19 protein-coding genes are annotated in these 19,374 nt (G+C 65.6%); 8 read left to right on the top strand and 11 right to left on the bottom strand.

Translation table 11 applies throughout. From position 1 onward, the window contains the following. Positions 1–2 precede the first annotated feature (2 nt). From Q4610_RS14340 to hflK, 11 genes are all read right to left on the bottom strand, one after another. Complete coding sequence (locus tag Q4610_RS14340; RefSeq protein ID WP_304536643.1) at positions 3–557, bottom strand: ATP-binding protein; 555 nt, start codon at positions 555–557, stop codon at positions 3–5. Further along, positions 554–1,123 (bottom strand): nicotinamide riboside transporter PnuC, encoded by a 570-nt coding sequence (gene pnuC / locus Q4610_RS14335; RefSeq protein ID WP_304536642.1) that lies wholly within the window; start codon positions 1,121–1,123, stop codon positions 554–556. Before pnuC ends, Q4610_RS14340 begins: the two co-directional genes overlap by 4 nt. 13 nt (positions 1,124–1,136) lie before the next feature. Then, positions 1,137–1,601 (bottom strand): Fur family transcriptional regulator, encoded by a 465-nt coding sequence (locus tag Q4610_RS14330; protein ID WP_304536641.1) that lies wholly within the window; start codon positions 1,599–1,601, stop codon positions 1,137–1,139. A 47-nt stretch (positions 1,602–1,648) separates the two neighbouring features. After that, positions 1,649–1,975 (bottom strand): DUF423 domain-containing protein, encoded by a 327-nt coding sequence (locus tag Q4610_RS14325; RefSeq protein ID WP_304536640.1) that lies wholly within the window; start codon positions 1,973–1,975, stop codon positions 1,649–1,651. After that, a complete protein-coding gene (locus Q4610_RS14320; RefSeq protein WP_304536639.1) occupies positions 1,972–3,771 on the bottom strand; it encodes a cation:proton antiporter domain-containing protein in 1,800 nt (599 codons plus the stop codon). The genes Q4610_RS14325 and Q4610_RS14320 overlap by 4 nt, the downstream gene beginning before the upstream one ends. Continuing rightward, entirely contained in the window at positions 3,771–4,193 is a 423-nt protein-coding gene (locus tag Q4610_RS14315) for an iron-sulfur cluster assembly scaffold protein (protein ID WP_304536638.1), read from the bottom strand. The genes Q4610_RS14320 and Q4610_RS14315 overlap by 1 nt, the downstream gene beginning before the upstream one ends. A gap of 254 nt (positions 4,194–4,447) precedes the next feature. After that, positions 4,448–4,840, bottom strand: coding sequence for a hypothetical protein (locus tag Q4610_RS14310; RefSeq protein ID WP_304536637.1), 393 nt, complete (start codon positions 4,838–4,840; stop codon positions 4,448–4,450). A 50-nt stretch (positions 4,841–4,890) separates the two neighbouring features. Next, positions 4,891–6,507 (bottom strand): helicase HerA-like domain-containing protein, encoded by a 1,617-nt coding sequence (locus Q4610_RS14305; RefSeq protein WP_304536636.1) that lies wholly within the window; start codon positions 6,505–6,507, stop codon positions 4,891–4,893. A gap of 154 nt (positions 6,508–6,661) precedes the next feature. Then, a complete protein-coding gene (locus Q4610_RS14300) occupies positions 6,662–8,167 on the bottom strand; it encodes a Do family serine endopeptidase (protein ID WP_304536635.1) in 1,506 nt (501 codons plus the stop codon). Positions 8,168–8,302: 135 nt separating this feature from the next. Further along, positions 8,303–9,139, bottom strand: coding sequence for a protease modulator HflC (gene hflC / locus Q4610_RS14295; protein WP_304536634.1), 837 nt, complete (start codon positions 9,137–9,139; stop codon positions 8,303–8,305). Between the two features lies 1 nt (position 9,140). After that, a complete protein-coding gene (gene hflK, locus Q4610_RS14290; protein WP_304536633.1) occupies positions 9,141–10,262 on the bottom strand; it encodes an FtsH protease activity modulator HflK in 1,122 nt (373 codons plus the stop codon). Between the two features lie 271 nt (positions 10,263–10,533). Here hflK and Q4610_RS14285 point away from each other — a divergent pair, with 271 nt between their 5' ends. From Q4610_RS14285 to Q4610_RS14250, 8 genes are all read left to right on the top strand, one after another. After that, positions 10,534–11,301 carry an Mrp/NBP35 family ATP-binding protein gene (locus Q4610_RS14285; protein ID WP_425262569.1) on the top strand — a complete coding sequence of 256 codons (768 nt, stop codon included), beginning with the start codon at positions 10,534–10,536 and terminating at the stop codon, positions 11,299–11,301. 122 nt (positions 11,302–11,423) lie between these two features. Then, the gene (locus Q4610_RS14280; protein ID WP_304536631.1) at positions 11,424–11,858 is read left to right on the top strand and encodes a CoA-binding protein; all 435 of its coding nucleotides are present in this window, start codon (positions 11,424–11,426) and stop codon (positions 11,856–11,858) included. 38 nt (positions 11,859–11,896) lie between these two features. Continuing rightward, positions 11,897–14,164 (top strand): xanthine dehydrogenase family protein molybdopterin-binding subunit, encoded by a 2,268-nt coding sequence (locus tag Q4610_RS14275; RefSeq protein WP_304536630.1) that lies wholly within the window; start codon positions 11,897–11,899, stop codon positions 14,162–14,164. Further along, positions 14,161–15,162: a ferrochelatase gene (hemH, locus tag Q4610_RS14270; protein WP_304536629.1), complete on the top strand. Its 1,002-nt coding sequence runs from the start codon at positions 14,161–14,163 to the stop codon at positions 15,160–15,162. Before Q4610_RS14275 ends, hemH begins: the two co-directional genes overlap by 4 nt. A 24-nt stretch (positions 15,163–15,186) precedes the next feature. Continuing rightward, complete coding sequence (gene phbB, locus Q4610_RS14265; protein WP_304536628.1) at positions 15,187–15,909, top strand: acetoacetyl-CoA reductase; 723 nt, start codon at positions 15,187–15,189, stop codon at positions 15,907–15,909. Then, on the top strand, positions 15,909–16,178 hold the full coding sequence (locus tag Q4610_RS14260; RefSeq protein WP_304536627.1) for a ribbon-helix-helix domain-containing protein: 270 nt from the start codon (positions 15,909–15,911) through the stop codon (positions 16,176–16,178). The genes phbB and Q4610_RS14260 overlap by 1 nt, the downstream gene beginning before the upstream one ends. Positions 16,179–16,252: 74 nt before the next feature. Further along, positions 16,253–18,622 carry a TonB-dependent receptor gene (locus Q4610_RS14255; RefSeq protein ID WP_304536626.1) on the top strand — a complete coding sequence of 790 codons (2,370 nt, stop codon included), beginning with the start codon at positions 16,253–16,255 and terminating at the stop codon, positions 18,620–18,622. 61 nt (positions 18,623–18,683) lie between these two features. Continuing rightward, positions 18,684–19,367, top strand: a complete 684-nt coding sequence (locus tag Q4610_RS14250) for a Fe2+-dependent dioxygenase (RefSeq protein WP_304536625.1) — start codon at positions 18,684–18,686, stop codon at positions 19,365–19,367. Positions 19,368–19,374: the final 7 nt, after the last annotated feature.

Raw genomic sequence — 19,374 nt, 5'->3', positions numbered from 1 at the left:
GCCTACTCGTTTTCTCGGCGCAAGTCGAACCCTTGCAATGACTTTGGCGGGGCGAAATTCTCCACGATCGTCACCGCCTGGGCGAAACGCGCGTCCCAATCGCCGCCGATCGAGGCCCAGTGCACGCCCGCCTGTTCCAGCACCGCCCGGCTGATATCGGCAAAGCGCGCCCGGACCGGATCGTCGCCATAGATGCGGAGGGCATCAGGCACCCAGGCTACATCGGGTTCCAGCAGAAGATACAGGTCGGCCCTCTGATACGTCATCAGGTCTTTAGGGACATGCCCGATCATCATCTGCGCCCAGGCGGCGGTCATCAGCGAATCGGTGTCGGCGAACAGGAAGCGGTTCGCCCGCGGCATCGCCGCCGCGATCATTGCCGCCTGCGTCCGGCCGATCAACAGCAGGTCCGCCTCGTCCATCGCCACGCCATGGATTTCGGCATGGGTGCGGCCATATTCAGGCACCCATATCGTGCCGAAATGCCCGGCCAACCGCTCCGCCAGCACCGACTTGCCCGTGCTCTCGACCCCATGCAGGACCACGCTGATCGTCATGCCGCCGCCTGCGCCATCGTCCGCCGCCACGCGACCAGCCCGCACAGCGCGACCCCGAAGAAGATCGCATAGAGGATCGCCGTCGCCACCAGCCCTCGGCTCCAGAACAGGCCCGTCGCCAATGCATCGACCGCGATCCACAAGACCCAGCTTTCATATTTGCGCTGGGATTGCAGGATTTGCGCGGCCACGCTCATGCCTGCGATGCTCGCATCGGCAAAGGGCGCGGCGGCATCGGTGAAGCGCGCCATCATCGCGCCCCATGCCAGCGCCGCGACCGCCGTGCCGGCCAGCCAGAGCAGCCGCGCGCGATGGTCGAGCCGCCCGACCGCAACGCCGCCATCGGCAATCCGGTCGCTCCGCATCCAGTTCCACCAGCCATAGAGGTTGATGACCAGGAAGAAGATCTGGAGCAGCGCGTCGCTGTACAGTTTTGCCTCGACAAAAACGAAGAAATAGAGCGCCACCATCGCGATGCCGAACGGATAGTTCCACAAGGACCGGCGCGCGACCAGAACGATGTTTACGAGGCCCAGCGCGGCCGCGCCCCATTCGACCATGTTCATGGCAAAGCGGCGCTCAGTGCGCGTTGCACGCGCCGCGCATTTCGATCACCGCACGCCGGGGGGTGAATCCCGCCGCTTCCGCCGCCATCCGCAACGACGATGTGATCGGATCATTGTCGATATGCGTCACCTGTCCGCAAATGTCGCAGACCAGGAAGATGCAGTCGTGGTGACAGCCGGGATGGGCGTTGGCGATATAGGCGTTGGCGCTTTCCACCCGCATCGCGATATTGTTCGCCACGAACAGGTCCAGGATGCGATAGACGCTGTTGGGTGCCACCCGCTTGCCGCGCGCTTTCGATACATTGTCGGCGATGTCATAGGCGGATGCGGGCTTTTCCTCGGCCGCCAGCGCATCGAAAATGGCGGCGCGCATCGGCGTCCATTGCTCGTTCTGCGCCTCCAGCGTGGCGCGGGCAGCGTCGGCCAGCTTCGCGCCGGTCGGTTCCTGATGATGGTGGTGAGCGTGGTTGGCCATGGTCCCAATCTATGCGTGGCTCTGCCTTCCGGCAAGGGGAGGGCGTTTTAAGGCCGGTGGAAGCACCAGGCCGCCCACAGCCATCCGCCGATCATCAGCGTGCCGCCGACCGGCGTGACCGCGCCCAGCCATTTGGGACCGCCCAGCGCCATGACATAAAGGCAGGTGGCAAAGATTGCCGCGCCGACCAGCATTACGGCCGCCGCGCCACGCGCCACGCCCAGTATCGCCACCGCCGCGACGGCGTGGATCAGTTGATACATGCCGCCGGTGCGCAGCCATTCCGCCGCCTTGGGATCGGCCACGCCATGCGCGCCGAACGCGCCCGCGCCGATCGCCAGTGCCGCAGACAGGCAGGCCAGTATCGCGATCATGCCTCTTCTCCATCCCCCCGGCTCAGCAGGCGCATGGCCCGGCCGGGCCGATACATTAAGTCCTTGGCCGCCAGCAAATTGCCATGTTCGATCTGGAGCACCAGGCGCTGTTCGTCATTGGCGCGATATTGGCGCTCGACCTCTTCCACTTCCTCCTGCGGTACGCCCAGCGCCTCCATTGCCTGCACGCCCATGCAGATGGCGGATTCATAGACTTCGCGGACGATGCCGGCCAGGTCCATTTCCTGCAAGGCCAGCACCTGTCGCCGGTCGAACGCGCGAACCATCAGCGCCGCTTGCGGAAATGCCTCAGCGATCGGCTGGAGCACACGCGCGTCGAGCGAGGGATCGTCGATGCAGAAGGCGATCAGCCGCGCCTCGTCCGCGCCAGCGCGGTGGAGCAGGTCCATGCGGGTTCCGTCGCCATAATAGACCTTCATGTCGAACCGGCTCGACACCTCGATCTGCGCCGGCTTCTTGTCGATCAGGGTGACGGCGAAGCCATGGCCCATCAGCATCTGCGCCACTGTCTGGCCGAACCGGCCATAGCCCACGATGATGGCGCTGCCGCGCGGCGCATCCTCCGGGCCGGGCGGGGCGTCGCCCTCCCTGGGCTTGGCGAATTCGAACCGGCGGGCGAACAGCATCAGGAACGGCGTCGTCGCCATGGAGAAAGTGACGATCGCACTGAACAGGCTGGACGCTTCGGGCGCGATCAGCAGCGCATTTTGCGCCTGCGCGAACAGCACGAAGCCGAACTCGCCCCCCTGGCTCAGCAGCAGCCCCGCACCCATCGCAGGACGCCATTCCATGCCGAACAAACGGGCCAGGCCGGCGATGATTGCCGCCTTGGTCGCCACCAGCGCCAGCGCCATCGTCACCACGAATAGCGGGTTGGCGGCAACGGCGTGCAGGTCCAGCACCATGCCGACCGCCAGGAAGAACAGGCCGAGCAGGATCGACCGGAACGGTTCCACGTCCGATTCGATCTCATGCCGATAGGGCGAATCGGCCAGCATGACGCCCGCGACGAAGGCGCCCAGCGCGGTCGACAGGTGCAGCGCGTGCATCAATGCAGCCGCCGCCAGCACGGTGAACAGGCCGACGACCACGAACAGTTCACGCTCGCCCATCCGCCCGACCAGCGCCAATAACGGCCGCAGGATGAAACGTCCCGCCAGCACCAGCCCGGCGATGGCGGCCACGGTATAGGCGGCCATCATCCATCCCGGTGGCCCGCCGACATCATCGGGATTGCGCGACAGGGCGGCGACGATGGTGATCAGCGGGACGATCGACAGATCCTGGAACAGCAGGATCGAAAACACCTTCTCGCCAAAGGGCGAGTTGATGCGTCCGCTCGATTTCAGCCCCGGCAGCACCTGCGCCGTGGAGGAGAGGGCGAGCGGCAGGCCAAGCGCGATCGCCGCGCCCCAGGTAAAGCCGGTCGAATAGAAGATGATCGCGGTGAGCGCGCAGCCGCACGTCACCACCTGCGCCAGGCCGAGCGCGAAGATATCACGTTTCAATCGCCACAGTCGCGCCGGGTGCAGTTCCAGCCCGACCAGGAACAGCAGCAGCACGATGCCGATTTCCGCGATGGCCAGCTTCGATTCGCCGCCACCCACCAGCCCCAGCCCCTGCGGCCCGACCAGCGCGCCCGCGACCAGATAGCCCAGCACCGCACCCAGCCCGAACCGCCGGAACAGCAGCACGAAAAATACGGCGGCCCCCAACAGGATGACGCCTTCGGACAATAATATGTCGGTTGCGCTCACGGCGGGATGCGCTGCCATCAGGCGTCGGCCATGCGGGCGGCTTCGGCGATCGCCTCGAAGCCCAGCTTGATGGAGGCGTGACGGGCGGGGTATCCGCGCGCCGGGGCCAGCACGGCAAGGCCCGGCCAGAAGTCGAGATCGTCGCTCGCCCCGGACAGATAAGCGGCCAGCCGATCACGCGCGTCGGCCAGTTCGTCGGCGCTCAGCCCGATCGCCTGCGCCGCCATCAGCGCCGCCGATGCCTGCCCCAATGCGCAGGCTTTCACGTCCAGCCCCATCGCGGCCAGCCGGCCATCGGCCATCCGCACGTCCGCCGTCACCCGCGATCCGCAGGTCGGCGACCGCTTCTCCACGCTCGCCTGCGCGTCCGCCAGACGCGCATGATGCGGGATGCTGGCGGCCAGCCGCAATATGTCCTTGTTATAGAGGGGGGCATTCATGACGACCCATGTAGGGCAGGAGTGGCGCTGGGTGAAGGCGGCGATTGGCCTTCCGGGAAAATAGAACAGGAAATGCTGGACCGGCTGCGCAAAGGACGGGACATGAGGGGCAGGATTTATGGCCGGGCCTTCCCAACCCGCTCAGCCACCATCATCCTGCCTTGTCCGGGCAAGGATGGCCACGCAGCCGGCTTTAGCGCCGCGCCATGATCCCTGACGGTGCCGGCCCGCCAGTCCTTCATCCCATGCTGTTGCTACCACCGCAACAGCACCCCGCTGACCGATCCGTTGCGCACTGAACAGACGAAGGGGACATCGCCGCCGTCGGGCAGGGCGATCGCGCCTTCCACCTCCCAGCCGGTCGACATGCTGCTGGCGCTTGGCCGGCCGATCAGTTTCGCCTGGCGTCCGGCCTGCTGGAGCGCCTTGGCCGCGCAGGCGTCGCGGGCTGCCGCGGCCGACCCGATCCGGCCATAGCCGGGCGACGCATAGGGCGTGCGCGTGGCATCGCGCTCGGCCTGACGGTCGCGGGCAATGTCGCTGGCGATCGCCGCTGTCACGACATCACGGGGATGAATGCCGTTTTGGGCCTGCACCGGCGACGCCAGCACCATCAATATAGCTGTTCCACTCGCTGTCGCTTTCATGGTTTCTGCCTCCCTGGCCCGCCGCCTGTCTGCCGGCGCGCCACCTTAGCCTATTTGAACAGGCTGCCCAATATGCCGCGCACCAACTGGCCGGCGATGCCGCCACCCGATGACTTGCGGCGCGACGATCCGCCGAACACGGCGCGGCCCAGTTCGTTGGCGACCTGCCGCCCGACCGATGATCCCGCCGCGCGGGTGGCGGACTGGATCGCCTTGTCGAAGGCGCTGGGCCTGGCCGCTTCGCGCGCTTCGGCCTCGCGCTGTTTCGCTTCGGCCTTTGCCTGTGCGGCGGCGGCCTTGTCCGCCTCGGCCTGCGCCTTTTGTGCCTGTGCGGCGGCAGCGGCGGCCTGTCCCCGTGCCGCCAATATTTCCTCCGCCGATTCCCGGTCGACCGCCTGGTCATATTTGCCTGCAACAGGTGAGGTCGACTGGATGATCGCCCGCTCCCTGGCGTCCAGCGGCCCCAGTCGCGAGCGGGGCGGGGCGATCAGCGTGCGTTGCACGATGCCGGGGGATCCGTCCTCCTGCAACAGCGACACCAGCGCCTCGCCGACCTTCAACTGGGTGATCGCCGTCTCGACATCCAGATCGGGGTTGATGCGGAACGTCTCCGCCGCCGCCTTGATCGCTTTCTGGTCGCGCGGCGTGAAGGCGCGCAGCGCATGCTGCACCCGGTTGCCGAGCTGGCCTGCGACATCTTCGGGAATGTCGATCGGGTTTTGCGTCACGAAATAGACGCCCACGCCCTTGGACCGGATCAGGCGAACCACCTGTTCGATCTTGTCGGTCAATGCCTTGGGCGCATCCTCGAACAGCAGATGGGCTTCATCGAAGAAAAAGACCAGCCTGGGCTTGTCGGGGTCGCCCACCTCCGGCAGCGTTTCGAACAGTTCGGACAGCAGCCACAGCAGGAAGGTCGCATACAGTTTCGGGCTCTGCATCAGCCTGTCGGCCGCCAGGACATTCACATAGCCGCGGCCCTGATCGTCCACCTGCAACATGTCCTGAATGTCGAGCGCGGGCTCGCCGAAAAAATGGTCGCCGCCCTGGGATTCCAGTTGCAGCAATTGCCGCTGGATCGCCCCGACACTGGCCTTCGTCACATTGCCGTAGCGGGTCGACAGCATATCGGCATTGTCCGCGCAATAGGCCAGCATCGCCTGGAGATCGTCCAGGTCCAGCAGCAGCAATCCTTCCTCGTCGGCATAGGTGAAGGCGATCGTCAGCACGCCTTCCTGCGTTTCGTTAAGGCCCATCAACCGCGCCAGCAGCAGCGGCCCCATTTCGCTGACCGTGGTGCGGACCGGATGACCCTGCTGCCCGTACAGATCCCAGAAGATCGCCGGATTGTCGGCATAGACATAGTTGGGGATGCCGACTTCGGCGGCGCGCGCGACGAGTTTGTCGGCATTTTTCGCGGTGGGGGATCCCGCCATGGCGATGCCGGCCAGGTCGCCCTTCACATCGGCCATGAACACCGGGACGCCCAGGGCAGAGAAGCTTTCGGCGATGCCCTGCAACGTCACCGTCTTGCCGGTGCCGGTTGCCCCCGCGATCAGCCCGTGGCGGTTGGCGCGGCGCAGGTTCAGCGACTGCGGCACGCCTTTCGCACCGTCCGGGCCTTCTTTCTCCGGTGCGCCAAGGCCGATGAAAATGCCGTCGCTCATGCTGCCTCACCCCCAAAAAAACAACCCGTTCGCCCTGAGCCTGTCGAAGGGCTCTTCCGTTGCAGAAGGCGATGGCTTCGACAGGCTCAGCCCGAACGGGTCTGATATGGCGTCTCCATTCTAAAGAACGGAAACCTATTATCGCAAGTGCCGCTTATTTGTCGCGCAAACGCACCGGCAGGAATGTCACCGGCTGGCCGCGACGCAGCACCTGGAGCAGGATGGCGCTGCGGTTCTGGGCCGCCACCGCCTTGACCTGAGCGTCGAGCTGCGCCTGGGTGGCGACCGGCTGGTTGTTGGCGCTGATGATCACGTCGCCGCGGCGCAGGCCCTTGGCGCCGGCATCGGTCGATCCGTCGACTGCGGTGATGACGATGCCGCGCGTGTCGGCCGGGATGCCGAGCTGGCGGATGATGCCGGGTGTCAGCGGGATCGCGGAAATGCCCAGCGACTGTTGCGTCGCCTGACCCGGATTCTGGTCCTGCTGGCTGAAATCATCGTCCTGCTGGGGGGCGAAGCTGTTCAGTTCCTCTTCCGACGGCCGTTCGCCCACCACGGCGGTCACGGTCTGACGCTGGCCGTTGCGCAGCAGCACGATCGGCACACGCGCGCCGATCGGCTGATTGGCGACGATGGAAGACAGATTCTGGTCGGGGCTGACTTCCTGGCCAGCGACGCTGACGATCACGTCGCCCGCCTTGATCCCGGCCTTTTCCGCACCCTTGCCCGGCTCCACGCCCTGGACGAATTCGCCGCGATTCTTGGCCAGCCCCAGCGAGTCGGCCAGATCCTCGCCCAGCGGGCTGATCTGCACGCCCAGATAGCCGCGCTTGATCGCCTGTCCCTTGCGCAGCGTGTCGACGATCGGCGCCGCCTGTTCGGACGGGATGGCAAAGCCGATGCCGACATTGCCGCCCGATGGCGACAGGATCTGGCTGTTGATGCCGATCACATTGCCGCGCATGTCGAACATCGGGCCGCCGGAGTTGCCCTGGTTGATCGACGCATCGGTCTGGATGAACTTGTCATAGCTGCCGCCGGTGCCGCGATGCAGGGCGGAAATGATGCCCGCCGTCACCGTGCCCGACAGGGCGAAGGGGTTGCCGATCGCGACCACCCAGTCGCCCACGCGCGCCTTGGTGCTGTCGCCGAACTTGACGAAGGGCAGGGGCTTGGTCGATTCGATCTTCAGCACGGCCAGGTCGGTCGCGGCGTCGCGGCCGACCAGCTTGGCGGAATATTCTTCCTTGTTGGTCAGCGTCACGGTGATCGAATCCACCGACGCGCCTTCCGCCCCGGCCGACACCACATGATTGTTGGTGACGATATAGCCGTCGGCCGAGATGATGAAGCCCGAACCCAGCGACTGGGCCTGCCGGGTCTGCGGCTGGCCGCCGCCCTGGCCCTGGCCGAACAGTTCGCCAAAGGGGGTGCCGGCAAACGGGTTCTGGACCTTCACCCGCTGCTTGGTGGAGATGTTGACGACGGCCGGTTGCAGTTTTTCGACCATGTCGGCCAGGCTGGCGGGGGCGCCGGCCGGCGCGGCGGCCTGCAATCCTTCATTCTGTGCGACCTGCGCGCCGACATTGGAACTGGTCGTGACGGCGATGGCGGTGCCGCCGAGCAGCAGGGCGCCGGTAATGGCATAAGCGTAACGCACTCGTGACGGTCCTCTTCAAAGCTTCAGGATTAAGGAAGGCGGGACTTTTAGGAAGCCCTGACTGCGCCGCTTTCCCTTAACCCTCATTGAATGGCGCTGGTTCCGTAATGATCCGCGGCGGATCATGACGAAAGTTTAACGCCGTCCCTGGAATTGCCGCAGGAATTCATTGTCCGGCGACAGGATGATATTGGTCTGGCCACCCCGTTCGGGGGCGAAGGTGTAGCGATAGCTCTGCATCGCCCGGTAGAAATCATAGAAGGCCGGGTCCTTGCCATAGCTTTCGGCGTAGATGCGCGCGGCATTGGCGTCGGCCTCGGCGCGGATGATCTGCGCCTGCTTGGCGCCCTGGGCGCGGATCGTCGCCGCCTCTTGCTCGCGGGCCGTCCGCATCCGGGTGAACGTATTGTCCAGCGGCGTGCCATCGGGCAGGTCGGCGCGCTTGATCCGCACATCGACAATCTGCGCGCCATATTGGCGGGCGACGCGATTGAGCCCTGCCTCGATATTGTCCATCACCTGGCCGCGTTCGGGCGAGAGCAGCGCGGCGAAGGGCCGCTTGCCCAGTTCGTTGCGCAGGGCGGAGCCCAGGATGGGGCGCAGCGCCTCTCCCACACGTTCCTCATTGCCCGCCGCGATATACATGCGCAGCGGATCGACGATGCGATACCGGGCGAAGGCGTCGACCTGAAGCCGCAACTGGTCGGTCGACAGCACCTGCTGCCGCTCCATCTCGACCGACAGCACGCGCTTGTCGATCCAGACGATCTGGTCGATGAAGGGCGCGCGCACGATCACGCCCGCGCCGGTCTGGCCGAACTTCTCATTCTGGCGATAGCGGTTGACGATATATTCCGGGTTGCCGAAGCGGACGATCACGCCCTGCTTGGTTTCCGGCACGATCGCGATGGTGCTGCCCACAAGGATCAGCACGACCAGGGCAATCAGGGCGGCGGCGACGGGATGGCGCATCTTACTGGCCCTCCGTGGCGGCGGCGCCCTGGGCAGGGGATGCCTGCGCCCGGCGCTTGATTTCGGGCAGTGGCAGATAGGGCGTCACATTGCCGCCTTCGACGATGGTCTTGTCGACGTTGGACAGCACGCCCTCCATGGTTTCATAATACATGCGCCGGCGGGTTACGTCGGGCGCCAGCTTATATTGTTCATACACCTTGTCGAAGGCGGCGGCCTCGCCCTGCGCCTTGGCCGTCACCTGCTGCGCGGCGGCGCGGGCTTCGTTCAGATAGGTCTGCGCCGTCTGTTGCGCGGCGGACACGCCCTTGAAGGCGTCGTTGACCGCGGTGGGCGGGTCCGCCTGCTTGATCGCGACACCCTGAATGCGGATGCCCGAACGATATCCGTCCAATATTTCCTGCATCTTCTGTTCGACCTGTTGCTCGATGCCGGTGCGGCCCGCGCCCAGCGCATCGTCCAGGCTGACGCTGGCCAACACCGCGCGCATGGCGCTTTCGGCGACTTCGCGCACGCTGGCGTCCGGGTCGGACAGTTGGAACAGATAAAGTTCCGGGTTGCGGATGTTCCACCGCACCGAATAGGCCAGGTCGATGATGTTCTGGTCGCCGGTCAGCACCAGATTTTCGCTTTCCGCGCTGACCGATCCGATATCGATGGTGCGGATTTCCTCGACATCGACCGTCGTTACCGCCTCGAACGGGGCGGGCAGGGTCAGGCTGATGCCCGGTGAAAGGGTGCGGCTATATTTGCCCAGCATGGTCACGACGCCGCGTTCCTGCGGGCCGACGCGGTGGAAGCTGGTGAGCACCACCCACAATATAACGACCAGCCCGATCGCCAGTGGCCACAGCGCCTTGCCGCTGCCACGGGATGGCAGGCCGCCAAAGCCGCCGCCACCGCCGCCGCCCTGGCCGAAGCTTTCACGGCCCCGGCGCAGCAATTCCTCGATTGCGGAAGGGCCTTTCTGGCCACCGCCGGATTTGCCCGGCTGGGTCCACGGATTGCGCGGGCCGCCATCGCCGCCCTTCTGCCCGTCCCCGTCAGGGCCGTCATTCTTGCCGCCCCAGGGGCCTTGAACCATTGCTGCGATTGCGGGCATCCACCCGGATAGTCTTTTCATGCTTCATCTATAGGAAGGCTTTTTCACGAAAAACAGTGCCAAAGGCTGCGAAACTTTCCTAGAGAGCCTCGCCATGACCGATCTAGACGATTTCGCCGCCCGCCTGACCGCCCTGACCGACGGCCGTGCCAGCCCCCCGCGCGTCAGGGACGGGGTGATGACGATCGCGCTCGACGTGGGCGGATTGTCCATGGAACAGCGTGACGGCCTGGCCGCCGCGATCCGCGAAGGCGCCCTGACGGTGCCGGGGGTGACGGACGTGCGACTGGCCATGACCGCTGAACGCAGGGCCTTGCGCATCCTTGCCATCGCGTCGGGCAAGGGCGGGGTGGGCAAATCCACCCTGTCCGCCAATCTCGCCGTCGCCTTGCATCGACTGGGAATCCGGGTCGGGCTGGTCGATGCCGACATTTATGGCCCGTCGCAGGCGAAACTGATGGACAGCGAGGACCAGAAGCCGGTCGCCCGCGACAAGAAGCTGGTGCCTGTCACCGGCACGCTGGGCATCCCGATGCTGTCGATGGCGCATCTGGTCGAACCGGGCAAGGCGCTGGCATGGCGCGGGCCGATGGCGGGCAATGCGCTGTCGCAACTGATCGACGCGCATTGGGGCGATGCCGAATTGCTGGTGGTCGACATGCCGCCCGGCACCGGCGATATCCAATTGTCGATGGTTCAAAAGCACAAGCCGGCCGGCGCGGTGATCGTGTCCACGCCGCAGGATCTGGCGCTGATCGACGCTACCCGCGCGGTCAGCCTGTTCAACCAGGCCGGCGTGCCGATGGTCGGGCTGGTGGAAAATATGGCCGGCTATGCCTGCCCCCATTGCGGCGAAGTCTCCGATCCCTTTGGTCAGGGCGGCGCGGAAAGCACAGCGGGCGACCTGTCCATGCCTTTCCTCGGCCGTATTCCGCTGGCGATCGACATTCGCAGCCGGTCTGACGCTGGCGATCCCCCGGCGGCCGGCGAAGGGCCCCATGCCGGCGCCTTCCACGCGATTGCACGGAAGGTCGCGGACTGGCTCAAGGCGACGGCCTGACCTTTTCCCCTTCTCCCTGACCGAATGGACGGGCTTGCCCAACGGGGCAGGGATGGTCCTTCAATCGGTGACGGCTTGCATCGCCCGGCGGCATCCCCATCTCGACAGCGAAGGAGACGCCCATGCCGTTCACCGACCCGCAGGCCATAGCCACCCTGCTTGCCCAAACCCGTACCATCGCGCTCGTCGGCATTTCCGACCGGCCCGATCGTCCCAGCTATGGCGTGATGCGCTTCCTGCAAGGGCATGGCTATCGGGTGCTGCCCGTCAATCCGCAGATCGCGGGCGAACATGTCCATGGCGAATTTGTCTGGGGTCGCCTGTCCGACATCGGTGTGTCGATTGACATGGTCGACATCTTTCGTCGTCCCGGCGCGGCGGGGGAGGCTGTGGACGAAGCCATCGCGATCGGAGCGCAATCGGTCTGGCTCCAGATCGGGGTCATCAACGATGCCGCCGCCGCCCGCGCCGAAGCGGCAGGCCTGAAGGTGGTGATGGATCGCTGCCCCGCGATCGAAATCCCCCGGCTGGGGCTTGCGCCGATCTCCGCCGATTAACGCTAGGCATCCGCGCCACGCCCCTCTATCAGGCGGGGATGGCGCGCGCACCGCGGAAGCGAACGGACAGGAACAGGGGCATCGACCGGCGGACATTGCTGGTCGGCGGCGGCGCGGCGGCGGGGTTGCTGATCGCCTGGGGCGTCTGGCCGCGCAGCTACCAGCCCAATCTGAATGCCGGACCGGATGAAACGGTCGTCAACGCCTTCCTCAAGATCGACCGGGCCGGCCAGATCATCGTCATCGTGCCGCAGACCGAAATGGGGCAGGGCGTCACCACCGTCCTGCCGCAGATACTGGCGGACGAACTGGGCGCCGACTGGCGCACCGTCGCGGTGCAAAGCGCGCCGCTCAGCCCGCTCTACGCCAACACGTTGCTGGCGCGCCAATGGCTGGCAACCGACTGGACACGGCTGCTGGGCGACGCGGGCGACTGGGCGATCGGCCAATATGCGACCCGCAGCGCGCTGATGCTGACCGGCGGCGGTACTTCGGTGCCGATGTTCCATGACGCCTATCGCGATGCGGGCGCGGCCGCGCGGGTGCTGTTGTGCAAGGCGGCGGCGGCGCGCTGGGGCATCGCATGGGAAAGCTGCGACATTCAGGACGGTCTGATTTCCGACGGGGCCGAGCGGCGGATGAAGATCGGCGAAATTGCCAGCGACGGTGTGAACTTCGACCTGCCGGCCATATTGCCGCTGCGCCAGGGGCAGGATGGCCGCCTGTCGGGGCAGGATCTGCCACGCCTCGATACCCCGTCCAAGATCGATGGCAGCCATAATTTCGCCGCCGACGTCCGCCTGCCCGACATGGTCTATGCCTCGATCCGGCAGGGGCCGATCGGCGATGCGCTGCTGGCGGGCCTCGACACGCGCGCGCCCGCTGGCGTTACCGGCTTTCTGAAACTGGTGCGGCAGGACCGCTGGGTCGCGGCGGTCGCCAGCAACACATGGGCGGCGAACAAGGCGCTGGACCTTGCCGATCCGGTATTCACCCTGCGCGGCGCGCCGGTCAGCAGCGCCAGCATCGACGAAAGGCTGGAGAAGGCTTTTTCCGGTGCATCCGGTCGCCGGCTCTATGCGCAGGGCGATCTGCTCCCGGTGTTTGAGGGGGCGACCATCCTCGCCAGCGAATATCAGGTCGATGCCGGCCTGCATCTGGCGCTGGAACCGCTCTGCGCCACCGCGCGCGTCAACGATGACGGCGCGGAAGTGTGGATGGCGACGCAGGCGCCCGGCCTTGCCCGCGACGCCATCGCCGATGCGCTCGGCCTCTCGCCCCGCGCGGTGACGCTCTATCCGCTCCATGCCGGCGGCTCCTTCGGCCGCAAGATGGACTGGGAGGCCGGGGTGCAGGCCGCGCTCATCGCCCGCGACATGGGCCGTCCGGTGCAACTGCAATGGTCGCGGCTGGAAGATGTGATCCAGGATCGCCCCGGCGCGCCCGCCCATGCCCGCATGGCGGCGAAGCTTGGCCGTAACGGCGCGATCGAAGGCTGGCTGGCCAAGGTCGCGACCCCCTGCGCCCTGACGCAGACCTGGGCGCGGATCGCCGGCGGCGCGCTGCCCCATGAAGCGGCGGCGGGCGCAGCCGATACGGCGACCCGGCTGGCGGTCGCCGGCATGGCCCCGCCCTATGCCATTCCCAACTGGGCGGTCGATCATTATCCGGCCGATGTCGGCCTGCCATTGGGGTTCACGCGCGGCAACGCCCATCTGCACGGCGCCTTCTTCACCGAAAGTTTCGTCGATGAACTGGCGCATCTGGCCAATATGGAGGCCATGTCCTTCCGCATCCAGATGCTGGGCGGCAATCCGCGCCTGGCCCATTGCCTCTCCACCGCCGCCGCCATGGGGGGCTGGCAGGGCGGGGTGCCGGGTAGCGGGCAGGGGATTGCGACCCATATGATGGACGGCGCCTATGCCGCTGTCCTGGTCGAGGCCGCGATGGATGGTGCGCGGTTGAGCGTCAGCCGGATCGTCGCCGCGGTCGATGCCGGCGATCAGGTCAATCCCGATATCGCCCGGCAACAGATTGAGGGCGGGCTGATCTATGGTCTGGCCTATGCCATGGGCGCGTCCGTTCCCTATGAGCGCAGCCTGCCGACCCGTGCCTTGCTGGGGCGCATGAACCTGCCGCGCCTCGGTGACATCGGCGAAGTGACGGTCGAACTGATGCGCAGCACCGCCGATCCCGCAGGGGTCGGCGATCTCGCCGCGCCGCTGGTTGCCCCCGCCATCGCCAACGCCCTGTACACATGGACAGGGCAAAGGCTGCGCAGCCTTCCGCTAGTGGGAACCGCATGACCATCCCCCCGGACCATCCCGCCATCCCGACGCCCAAGGTCGGTGTCCTCCTCATCAATCTCGGCACGCCCGATGCGCCCGATGCCAAATCGGTGCGGCGCTATCTGGCGGAGTTCCTGTCCGACCGGCGCGTGGTCGAAATCCCCCCGCTGGTCTGGCAGCCGATCCTGCGCGGCGTGATCCTGACGACCCGGCCGAAGAAATCCGCCCATGCCTATCAACAGGTGTGGACCGATGACGGGTCGCCGCTCGCCGTTCACACCCGCGCCACCGCGCAGGCGCTGCAAGTCGCGATGGGCGACATGGTGAGGGTCGACTGGGCGATGCGCTATGGCAATCCGGCCATCGCCGATCGGCTGGCGGCAATGAAGGCGGCGGGCTGCAACCGCATCCTGCTGGCGCCGCTCTATCCGCAATATAGCGCCGCGACGACGGCGACAGCGAACGATGCCGCCTTCGCCGCGCTGAAGGCGATGCGCTGGCAGCCTGCCATCCGCACCCTGCCGCCCTATCATGACGACCCGGCCTATATCGCCGCGCTGGTGGCCTCGGTCGAACGCCATGTCGCGGCGCTCGACTTCACGCCCGACGCGCTGCTCGCCAGTTTCCACGGCATGCCCGAACGCACGCTGCATCTGGGCGACCCCTATCATTGCCAGTCGGTCAAGACCGTCCGCCTGCTGCGCGAAGCCCTGTCCTTGCCGGTGCATATGAGCTTTCAGTCGCGCTTCGGCCGGGCAAGGTGGCTTGAACCGGAAACGGAAGCGACGCTCACCGATCTGGTTAAAAACGGTGTGCGCAACATAGTTGTTATAACACCAGGATTCTCGGCGGATTGCCTTGAGACACTAGAGGAAATAGCCCTGCGCGCGAAAGATGTTTTTTTGGCTCAAGGTGGTGAAAATTTCGCCTATTTGCCCTGTCTAAATGCGTCGGCCGACGCTATCATTCTCTACCAGAGGCTTATGAGCCGCGAACTTTCGGGTTGGATCGACTGACCCGCTTTGGAAGAGGACGCTGATATGTCGAGAGTGGCGATCGTGACGGGCGGAACGCGGGGCATCGGCGAGGCGATCAGCCTGGCGCTCAAGGATATGGGCTATACCGTTGCGGCCAACTATGCCGGTAATGAGGAGAAGGCGAAGGCTTTCAGCGACGCCACGGGCATTGCCTCCTTCAAATGGGATGTGGGCGATCATCAGGCATGTCTCGATGGCTGCGCCGCCGTGACCGAAGCGCTTGGCCCGGTCGATATCGTCGTCAACAATGCGGGCATCACCCGCGACGGCGTGCTCGCGAAGATGAGCTTCGACGACTGGAATGAGGTGATGCGCATCAACCTGGGCGGTTGCTTCAACATGGCCAAGGCGACATTTGGCGGGATGCGGGAACGCGGCTGGGGCCGTATCGTCAATATCGGCTCGATCAACGGCCAGGCCGGCCAATATGGCCAGGTCAACTATGCCGCCGCCAAGTCGGGCATCCATGGCTTCACCAAGGCTTTGGCACAGGAGGGCGCAAAGGTCGGGGTGACGGTGAACGCCATCGCGCCGGGCTATATCGACACCGACATGGTCGCCGCCGTGCCAGCGCCGGTGCTGGAAAAGATCGTGGCGAAAATCCCGGTCGGCCGCCTTGGCCAGGCCAGCGAGATCGCGCGCGGCGTGGCCTTCTTCTGTAGTGAAGAGGGCGGTTTCGTGACCGGCAGCACGCTGTCGATCAACGGCGGCCAGCATATGTATTGATGATGACGGGCGGCCCTGACCAACCTTCCGGGCCGCCCTTCGCGCCGCCGATCAAGCGGAGCGTGACCATTGCCGGTCATCAGACGGCAATCAGCCTCGAACCGATTTTCTGGGATGCGCTGCGCCGGGCGGCAGCGCAGGAGGGGCTTCCCATCAATGCCCTGATCGCGCGCATCGATGTTGCGCGCCTTGCCGCAGATCCCGCACCCAACCTTGCCAGCGCCATCCGGTGCTGGCTGTTCGATCGCATGCGTGAATTTCGTTCATAGGAATTGTTCGCATTAGCGTTGACATTAAGAACTATTCGCAATAGCCGTCCCCCATCCAAACAGGGGAACCATCCATGGCCGTTGCCGCAAATTCCGTTTCTTTCCTCGCCCTGAGCTGTGTCGGCGCACTGGCGACCGCGCCCGCCCAGGCGGCAGATGCGCCCGCGCCCGTCATGGCGCAGGATTCCATCGTCGTCACCGGCGAAATCTACGCCGACCAGACCGTCAATCCCAAGAATACCGCGCCGGTGCTCGACACGCCGCAGACCATCACCATCATTTCCGACCAGACGATCAAGAAGCAGAATCTGCTGACCTTGCGCGACGTGCTGACCACCGTGCCGGGCATCACCTTCGGCGCGGGCGAGGGCGGCGGCGGCTATGGCGATAGCATCAACCTGCGCGGCTATTCGGCCAACAACGACATCACCCAGGACGGCGTGCGCGACAGCGCGCAATATAGCCGCACCGACCCGTTCAACATGCAGCAGGTCGAAGTCTATAACGGCGCGAACTCGGTCTATAACGGGTCCGGCTCGGTCGGTGGCACGATCAACCTCGTGTCGAAGGTGCCGCAGGCCGACAGCCTCACCATCGTCGAGGCGGGCGTGGGCACCGACGATTATTATCGCGCCACGCTCGACAGTAACATCCGGGCGTCGGAATTCATCGGCGTCCGCCTGAACGCGATGTTTCACCGCAACGATCTGCCGGGCCGCGATGTCGAGCGTTTCAAGCGCTGGGCCATTGCACCTTCGGTCAAGCTCGGCATGGACGGTCCGACCAGCCTGACCCTGTCCTATTTCCACCAGCAGGACCGCAACACCCCAGTCTATGGCGTGCCCTTCTTCGCGAACGCCAATCTGGACGGTCCGCTGCCCGGCGTCGACGACAGCGACTATTTCGGCATCGCCAATCTCGACCGGCAGGATATCGATATCGACCGTTTCACCGCCATCTTCGCGCACCAGTTCAGCGACGCCGTTTCGCTGCGGACGCTCGGCCGCTGGCAGCGAATCCGTCAGGACAGCGTCACCAGCGCGCCGCAGGGCACCTATTGCCTGCCCGGTGGGGTGCAGCCGGTGACCGCGATCGACCTCAAGACGCCGCTTGCCTGTCCAACCGGCATGGCCGCCGGCACCTATCGCCCGTCCGGCCCGCGTGGCCTTGTCCGCGATCAGCTCAATGACCTTCTCTACAGCCAGACCGACCTGCGCATCGTCACCGGCGACGCTGGCGGTGTCCGCAACACGCTCGTCATCGGCGCGTCCGCCACGCAGGAGGATTATCGCCTGACCAGCGCCAACCTGCTGCGGACCCCGGCGGGCGCGACGCTGGCTGAACCGGATATCAGCCTTGCCAATCCGAACACCGGCTGGACCGGGCCGGTCAATGCCATCGTCTCCGGCCACAGCGATGGCGAAAACCGCAACCTTGCGATCTATGCGTTCGATACCATCGAATTTGGCCGGTTCGAACTGAATGGCGGCCTGCGCTATGAGGATGTGCGCAACATCTTCCGCGCCGATACGGTGGCCTTGCCTTCGGCGGGCGGCGGCACCACACCCGGTATCGTCCAGCGCAGCAAGGAAAGCCTGTTTTCCTATCGTATCGGCGCGGTGTTCAAGCCGACCGACGATGTCAGCCTCTATGCCGCCTACGCCAACAGCAAGACGCCGTCGTCGGCCACGGTCCGCGCCGGCTGCACCACCGGATCGGGCGCCACCTTCGTCAATTATTGCGATGTCGCCCCGGAAACCGCGCGCAGTTACGAAATCGGCGCGAAGGCGAACCTGATGGGCGGCAAGCTGCTCGCCACCGCCGCGTTGTTCCGCAACGAGCGCACCAATTACCGCGTGTCGACCAACGACCCGGCCTCCGGCGCGACCTTCCAGGTGCTCGACGGCCATTCGCGGGTCGACGGCGTCGCGCTGGGCCTGACCGGCAACATCACGCCGCAATGGCTGATCTTCGCCAACTACACCTATCTTGACAGCAAGATCGTGCAGGGGACGTCGAACGACTGCATCGCCAGCCCGCGCGCCGCGTGTGCCAACAGCGCGGCTCTGCCCGATCCGGCGAAGGGCGACGCCCTCATCCAGACGCCCAAACATTCGGGCAGCCTCTACACCAGCTACCGCCTGCCCTTCGGCCTGGAACTTGGTTATGGCGTCACCTATCAGGGCAGCTTCGCGCTCAACCAGTCCAACCTGTTCAACCGCACTCAGTATCGGTCGGACGACTATTGGGTCCACCGCGCCTTCCTGTCTTGGAATTTCGACAACGGCCTGACCGCGCAGCTCAATGTCCAGAATCTGTTCGACAAGCATTACTATACCGGCATCCGCAACAATATCAGCGCGACCACGGGTGTCGTGTCGGGTGGCTGGGCGGCACCGGGCGAAGGGCGCGCCGCGCGGCTCAGCCTCTTCTACAGCTTCTGATCCGCGCAGCAGGGGGATGGGTGGTTGCCCGCCCGTCCCCCTTGGCCTAGCAATCGACGCCATGCTCATCGCCATTCCCGACCTGCTCGACGCCGATGGCGTTGCCGCCATCCGCGCCCTGATCGACGCTGCCGACTGGGTCGACGGCAATGTTACATCCGGCCACCAGTCGGCGCTGGCCAAGCGCAACCTGCAACTGCCGGAGGACAGCGACGCCGCGAAGCGGGCGGGGCAGATGATCCTGGATGCACTTGGCCGGTCGCCGCTGTTCATCGCCGCTGCCCTGCCGCTCAAGATTTTTCCGCCGCTCTTCAACAGCTATGCCGGCGGACAGGCGTTCGGCGTGCATGTCGACAATGCGGTCCGCATCCAGGCCGCGACCGGCTTTCGCGTCCGGTCCGACCTGTCGGTCACGGTCTTTCTGGAGGAACCGGATGCCTATGATGGCGGCGAGCTGACGATCGAAACCCATTTCGGCGTGCAGCAGGTGAAGCTGCCCGCAGGCCATGCGGTGCTCTATCCGTCCTCCTCGCTGCACCGGGTCGATCCGGTGACGCGCGGGCGGCGGGTGGCGAGCTTCTTCTGGCTCCAGTCGATGATCCGCGACGATGGCGCGCGGCAGATGCTGTTCGACCTCGACCGCAGCGTACAGGGTGTGGCGGCGGCGCTGGGGCAGGGCCATGACGAGGTGATCCGCCTGACCGGCGTGTATCACAACCTGTTGCGCCGCTGGGCGGAGGCATAGGCGGAAG

It is taken from the genome of Sphingobium cyanobacteriorum, assembly GCF_030580935.1.
Classification (GTDB): Bacteria; Pseudomonadota; Alphaproteobacteria; order Sphingomonadales; family Sphingomonadaceae; genus Sphingobium; species Sphingobium cyanobacteriorum.
Note: the sequence above shows the minus strand (reverse complement) of the source record. Positions and strands in the feature narration are given on the sequence as shown.

Excerpts from the sequence above, each read along its gene's own strand:
- Q4610_RS14340 (WP_304536643.1), bottom strand. The coding sequence starts at position 557 with ATGACGATCAGCGTGGTCCTGCATGGGGTCGAGAGCACGGGCAAGTCG.
- pnuC (WP_304536642.1), bottom strand. The coding sequence starts at position 1,123 with ATGAACATGGTCGAATGGGGCGCGGCCGCGCTGGGCCTCGTAAACATC.
- Q4610_RS14330 (WP_304536641.1), bottom strand. The coding sequence starts at position 1,601 with ATGGCCAACCACGCTCACCACCATCATCAGGAACCGACCGGCGCGAAG.
- Q4610_RS14325 (WP_304536640.1), bottom strand. The coding sequence starts at position 1,975 with ATGATCGCGATACTGGCCTGCCTGTCTGCGGCACTGGCGATCGGCGCG.
- Q4610_RS14320 (WP_304536639.1), bottom strand. The coding sequence starts at position 3,771 with ATGGCAGCGCATCCCGCCGTGAGCGCAACCGACATATTATTGTCCGAA.
- Q4610_RS14315 (WP_304536638.1), bottom strand. The coding sequence starts at position 4,193 with ATGAATGCCCCCCTCTATAACAAGGACATATTGCGGCTGGCCGCCAGC.
- Q4610_RS14310 (WP_304536637.1), bottom strand. The coding sequence starts at position 4,840 with ATGAAAGCGACAGCGAGTGGAACAGCTATATTGATGGTGCTGGCGTCG.
- Q4610_RS14305 (WP_304536636.1), bottom strand. The coding sequence starts at position 6,507 with ATGAGCGACGGCATTTTCATCGGCCTTGGCGCACCGGAGAAAGAAGGC.
- hflC (WP_304536634.1), bottom strand. The coding sequence starts at position 9,139 with ATGCGCCATCCCGTCGCCGCCGCCCTGATTGCCCTGGTCGTGCTGATC.
- hflK (WP_304536633.1), bottom strand. The coding sequence starts at position 10,262 with ATGAAAAGACTATCCGGGTGGATGCCCGCAATCGCAGCAATGGTTCAA.
- Q4610_RS14285 (WP_425262569.1), top strand. The coding sequence starts at position 10,534 with ATGACCGCTGAACGCAGGGCCTTGCGCATCCTTGCCATCGCGTCGGGC.
- Q4610_RS14280 (WP_304536631.1), top strand. The coding sequence starts at position 11,424 with ATGCCGTTCACCGACCCGCAGGCCATAGCCACCCTGCTTGCCCAAACC.
- Q4610_RS14275 (WP_304536630.1), top strand. The coding sequence starts at position 11,897 with ATGGCGCGCGCACCGCGGAAGCGAACGGACAGGAACAGGGGCATCGAC.
- hemH (WP_304536629.1), top strand. The coding sequence starts at position 14,161 with ATGACCATCCCCCCGGACCATCCCGCCATCCCGACGCCCAAGGTCGGT.
- phbB (WP_304536628.1), top strand. The coding sequence starts at position 15,187 with ATGTCGAGAGTGGCGATCGTGACGGGCGGAACGCGGGGCATCGGCGAG.
- Q4610_RS14260 (WP_304536627.1), top strand. The coding sequence starts at position 15,909 with ATGATGACGGGCGGCCCTGACCAACCTTCCGGGCCGCCCTTCGCGCCG.
- Q4610_RS14255 (WP_304536626.1), top strand. The coding sequence starts at position 16,253 with ATGGCCGTTGCCGCAAATTCCGTTTCTTTCCTCGCCCTGAGCTGTGTC.
- Q4610_RS14250 (WP_304536625.1), top strand. The coding sequence starts at position 18,684 with ATGCTCATCGCCATTCCCGACCTGCTCGACGCCGATGGCGTTGCCGCC.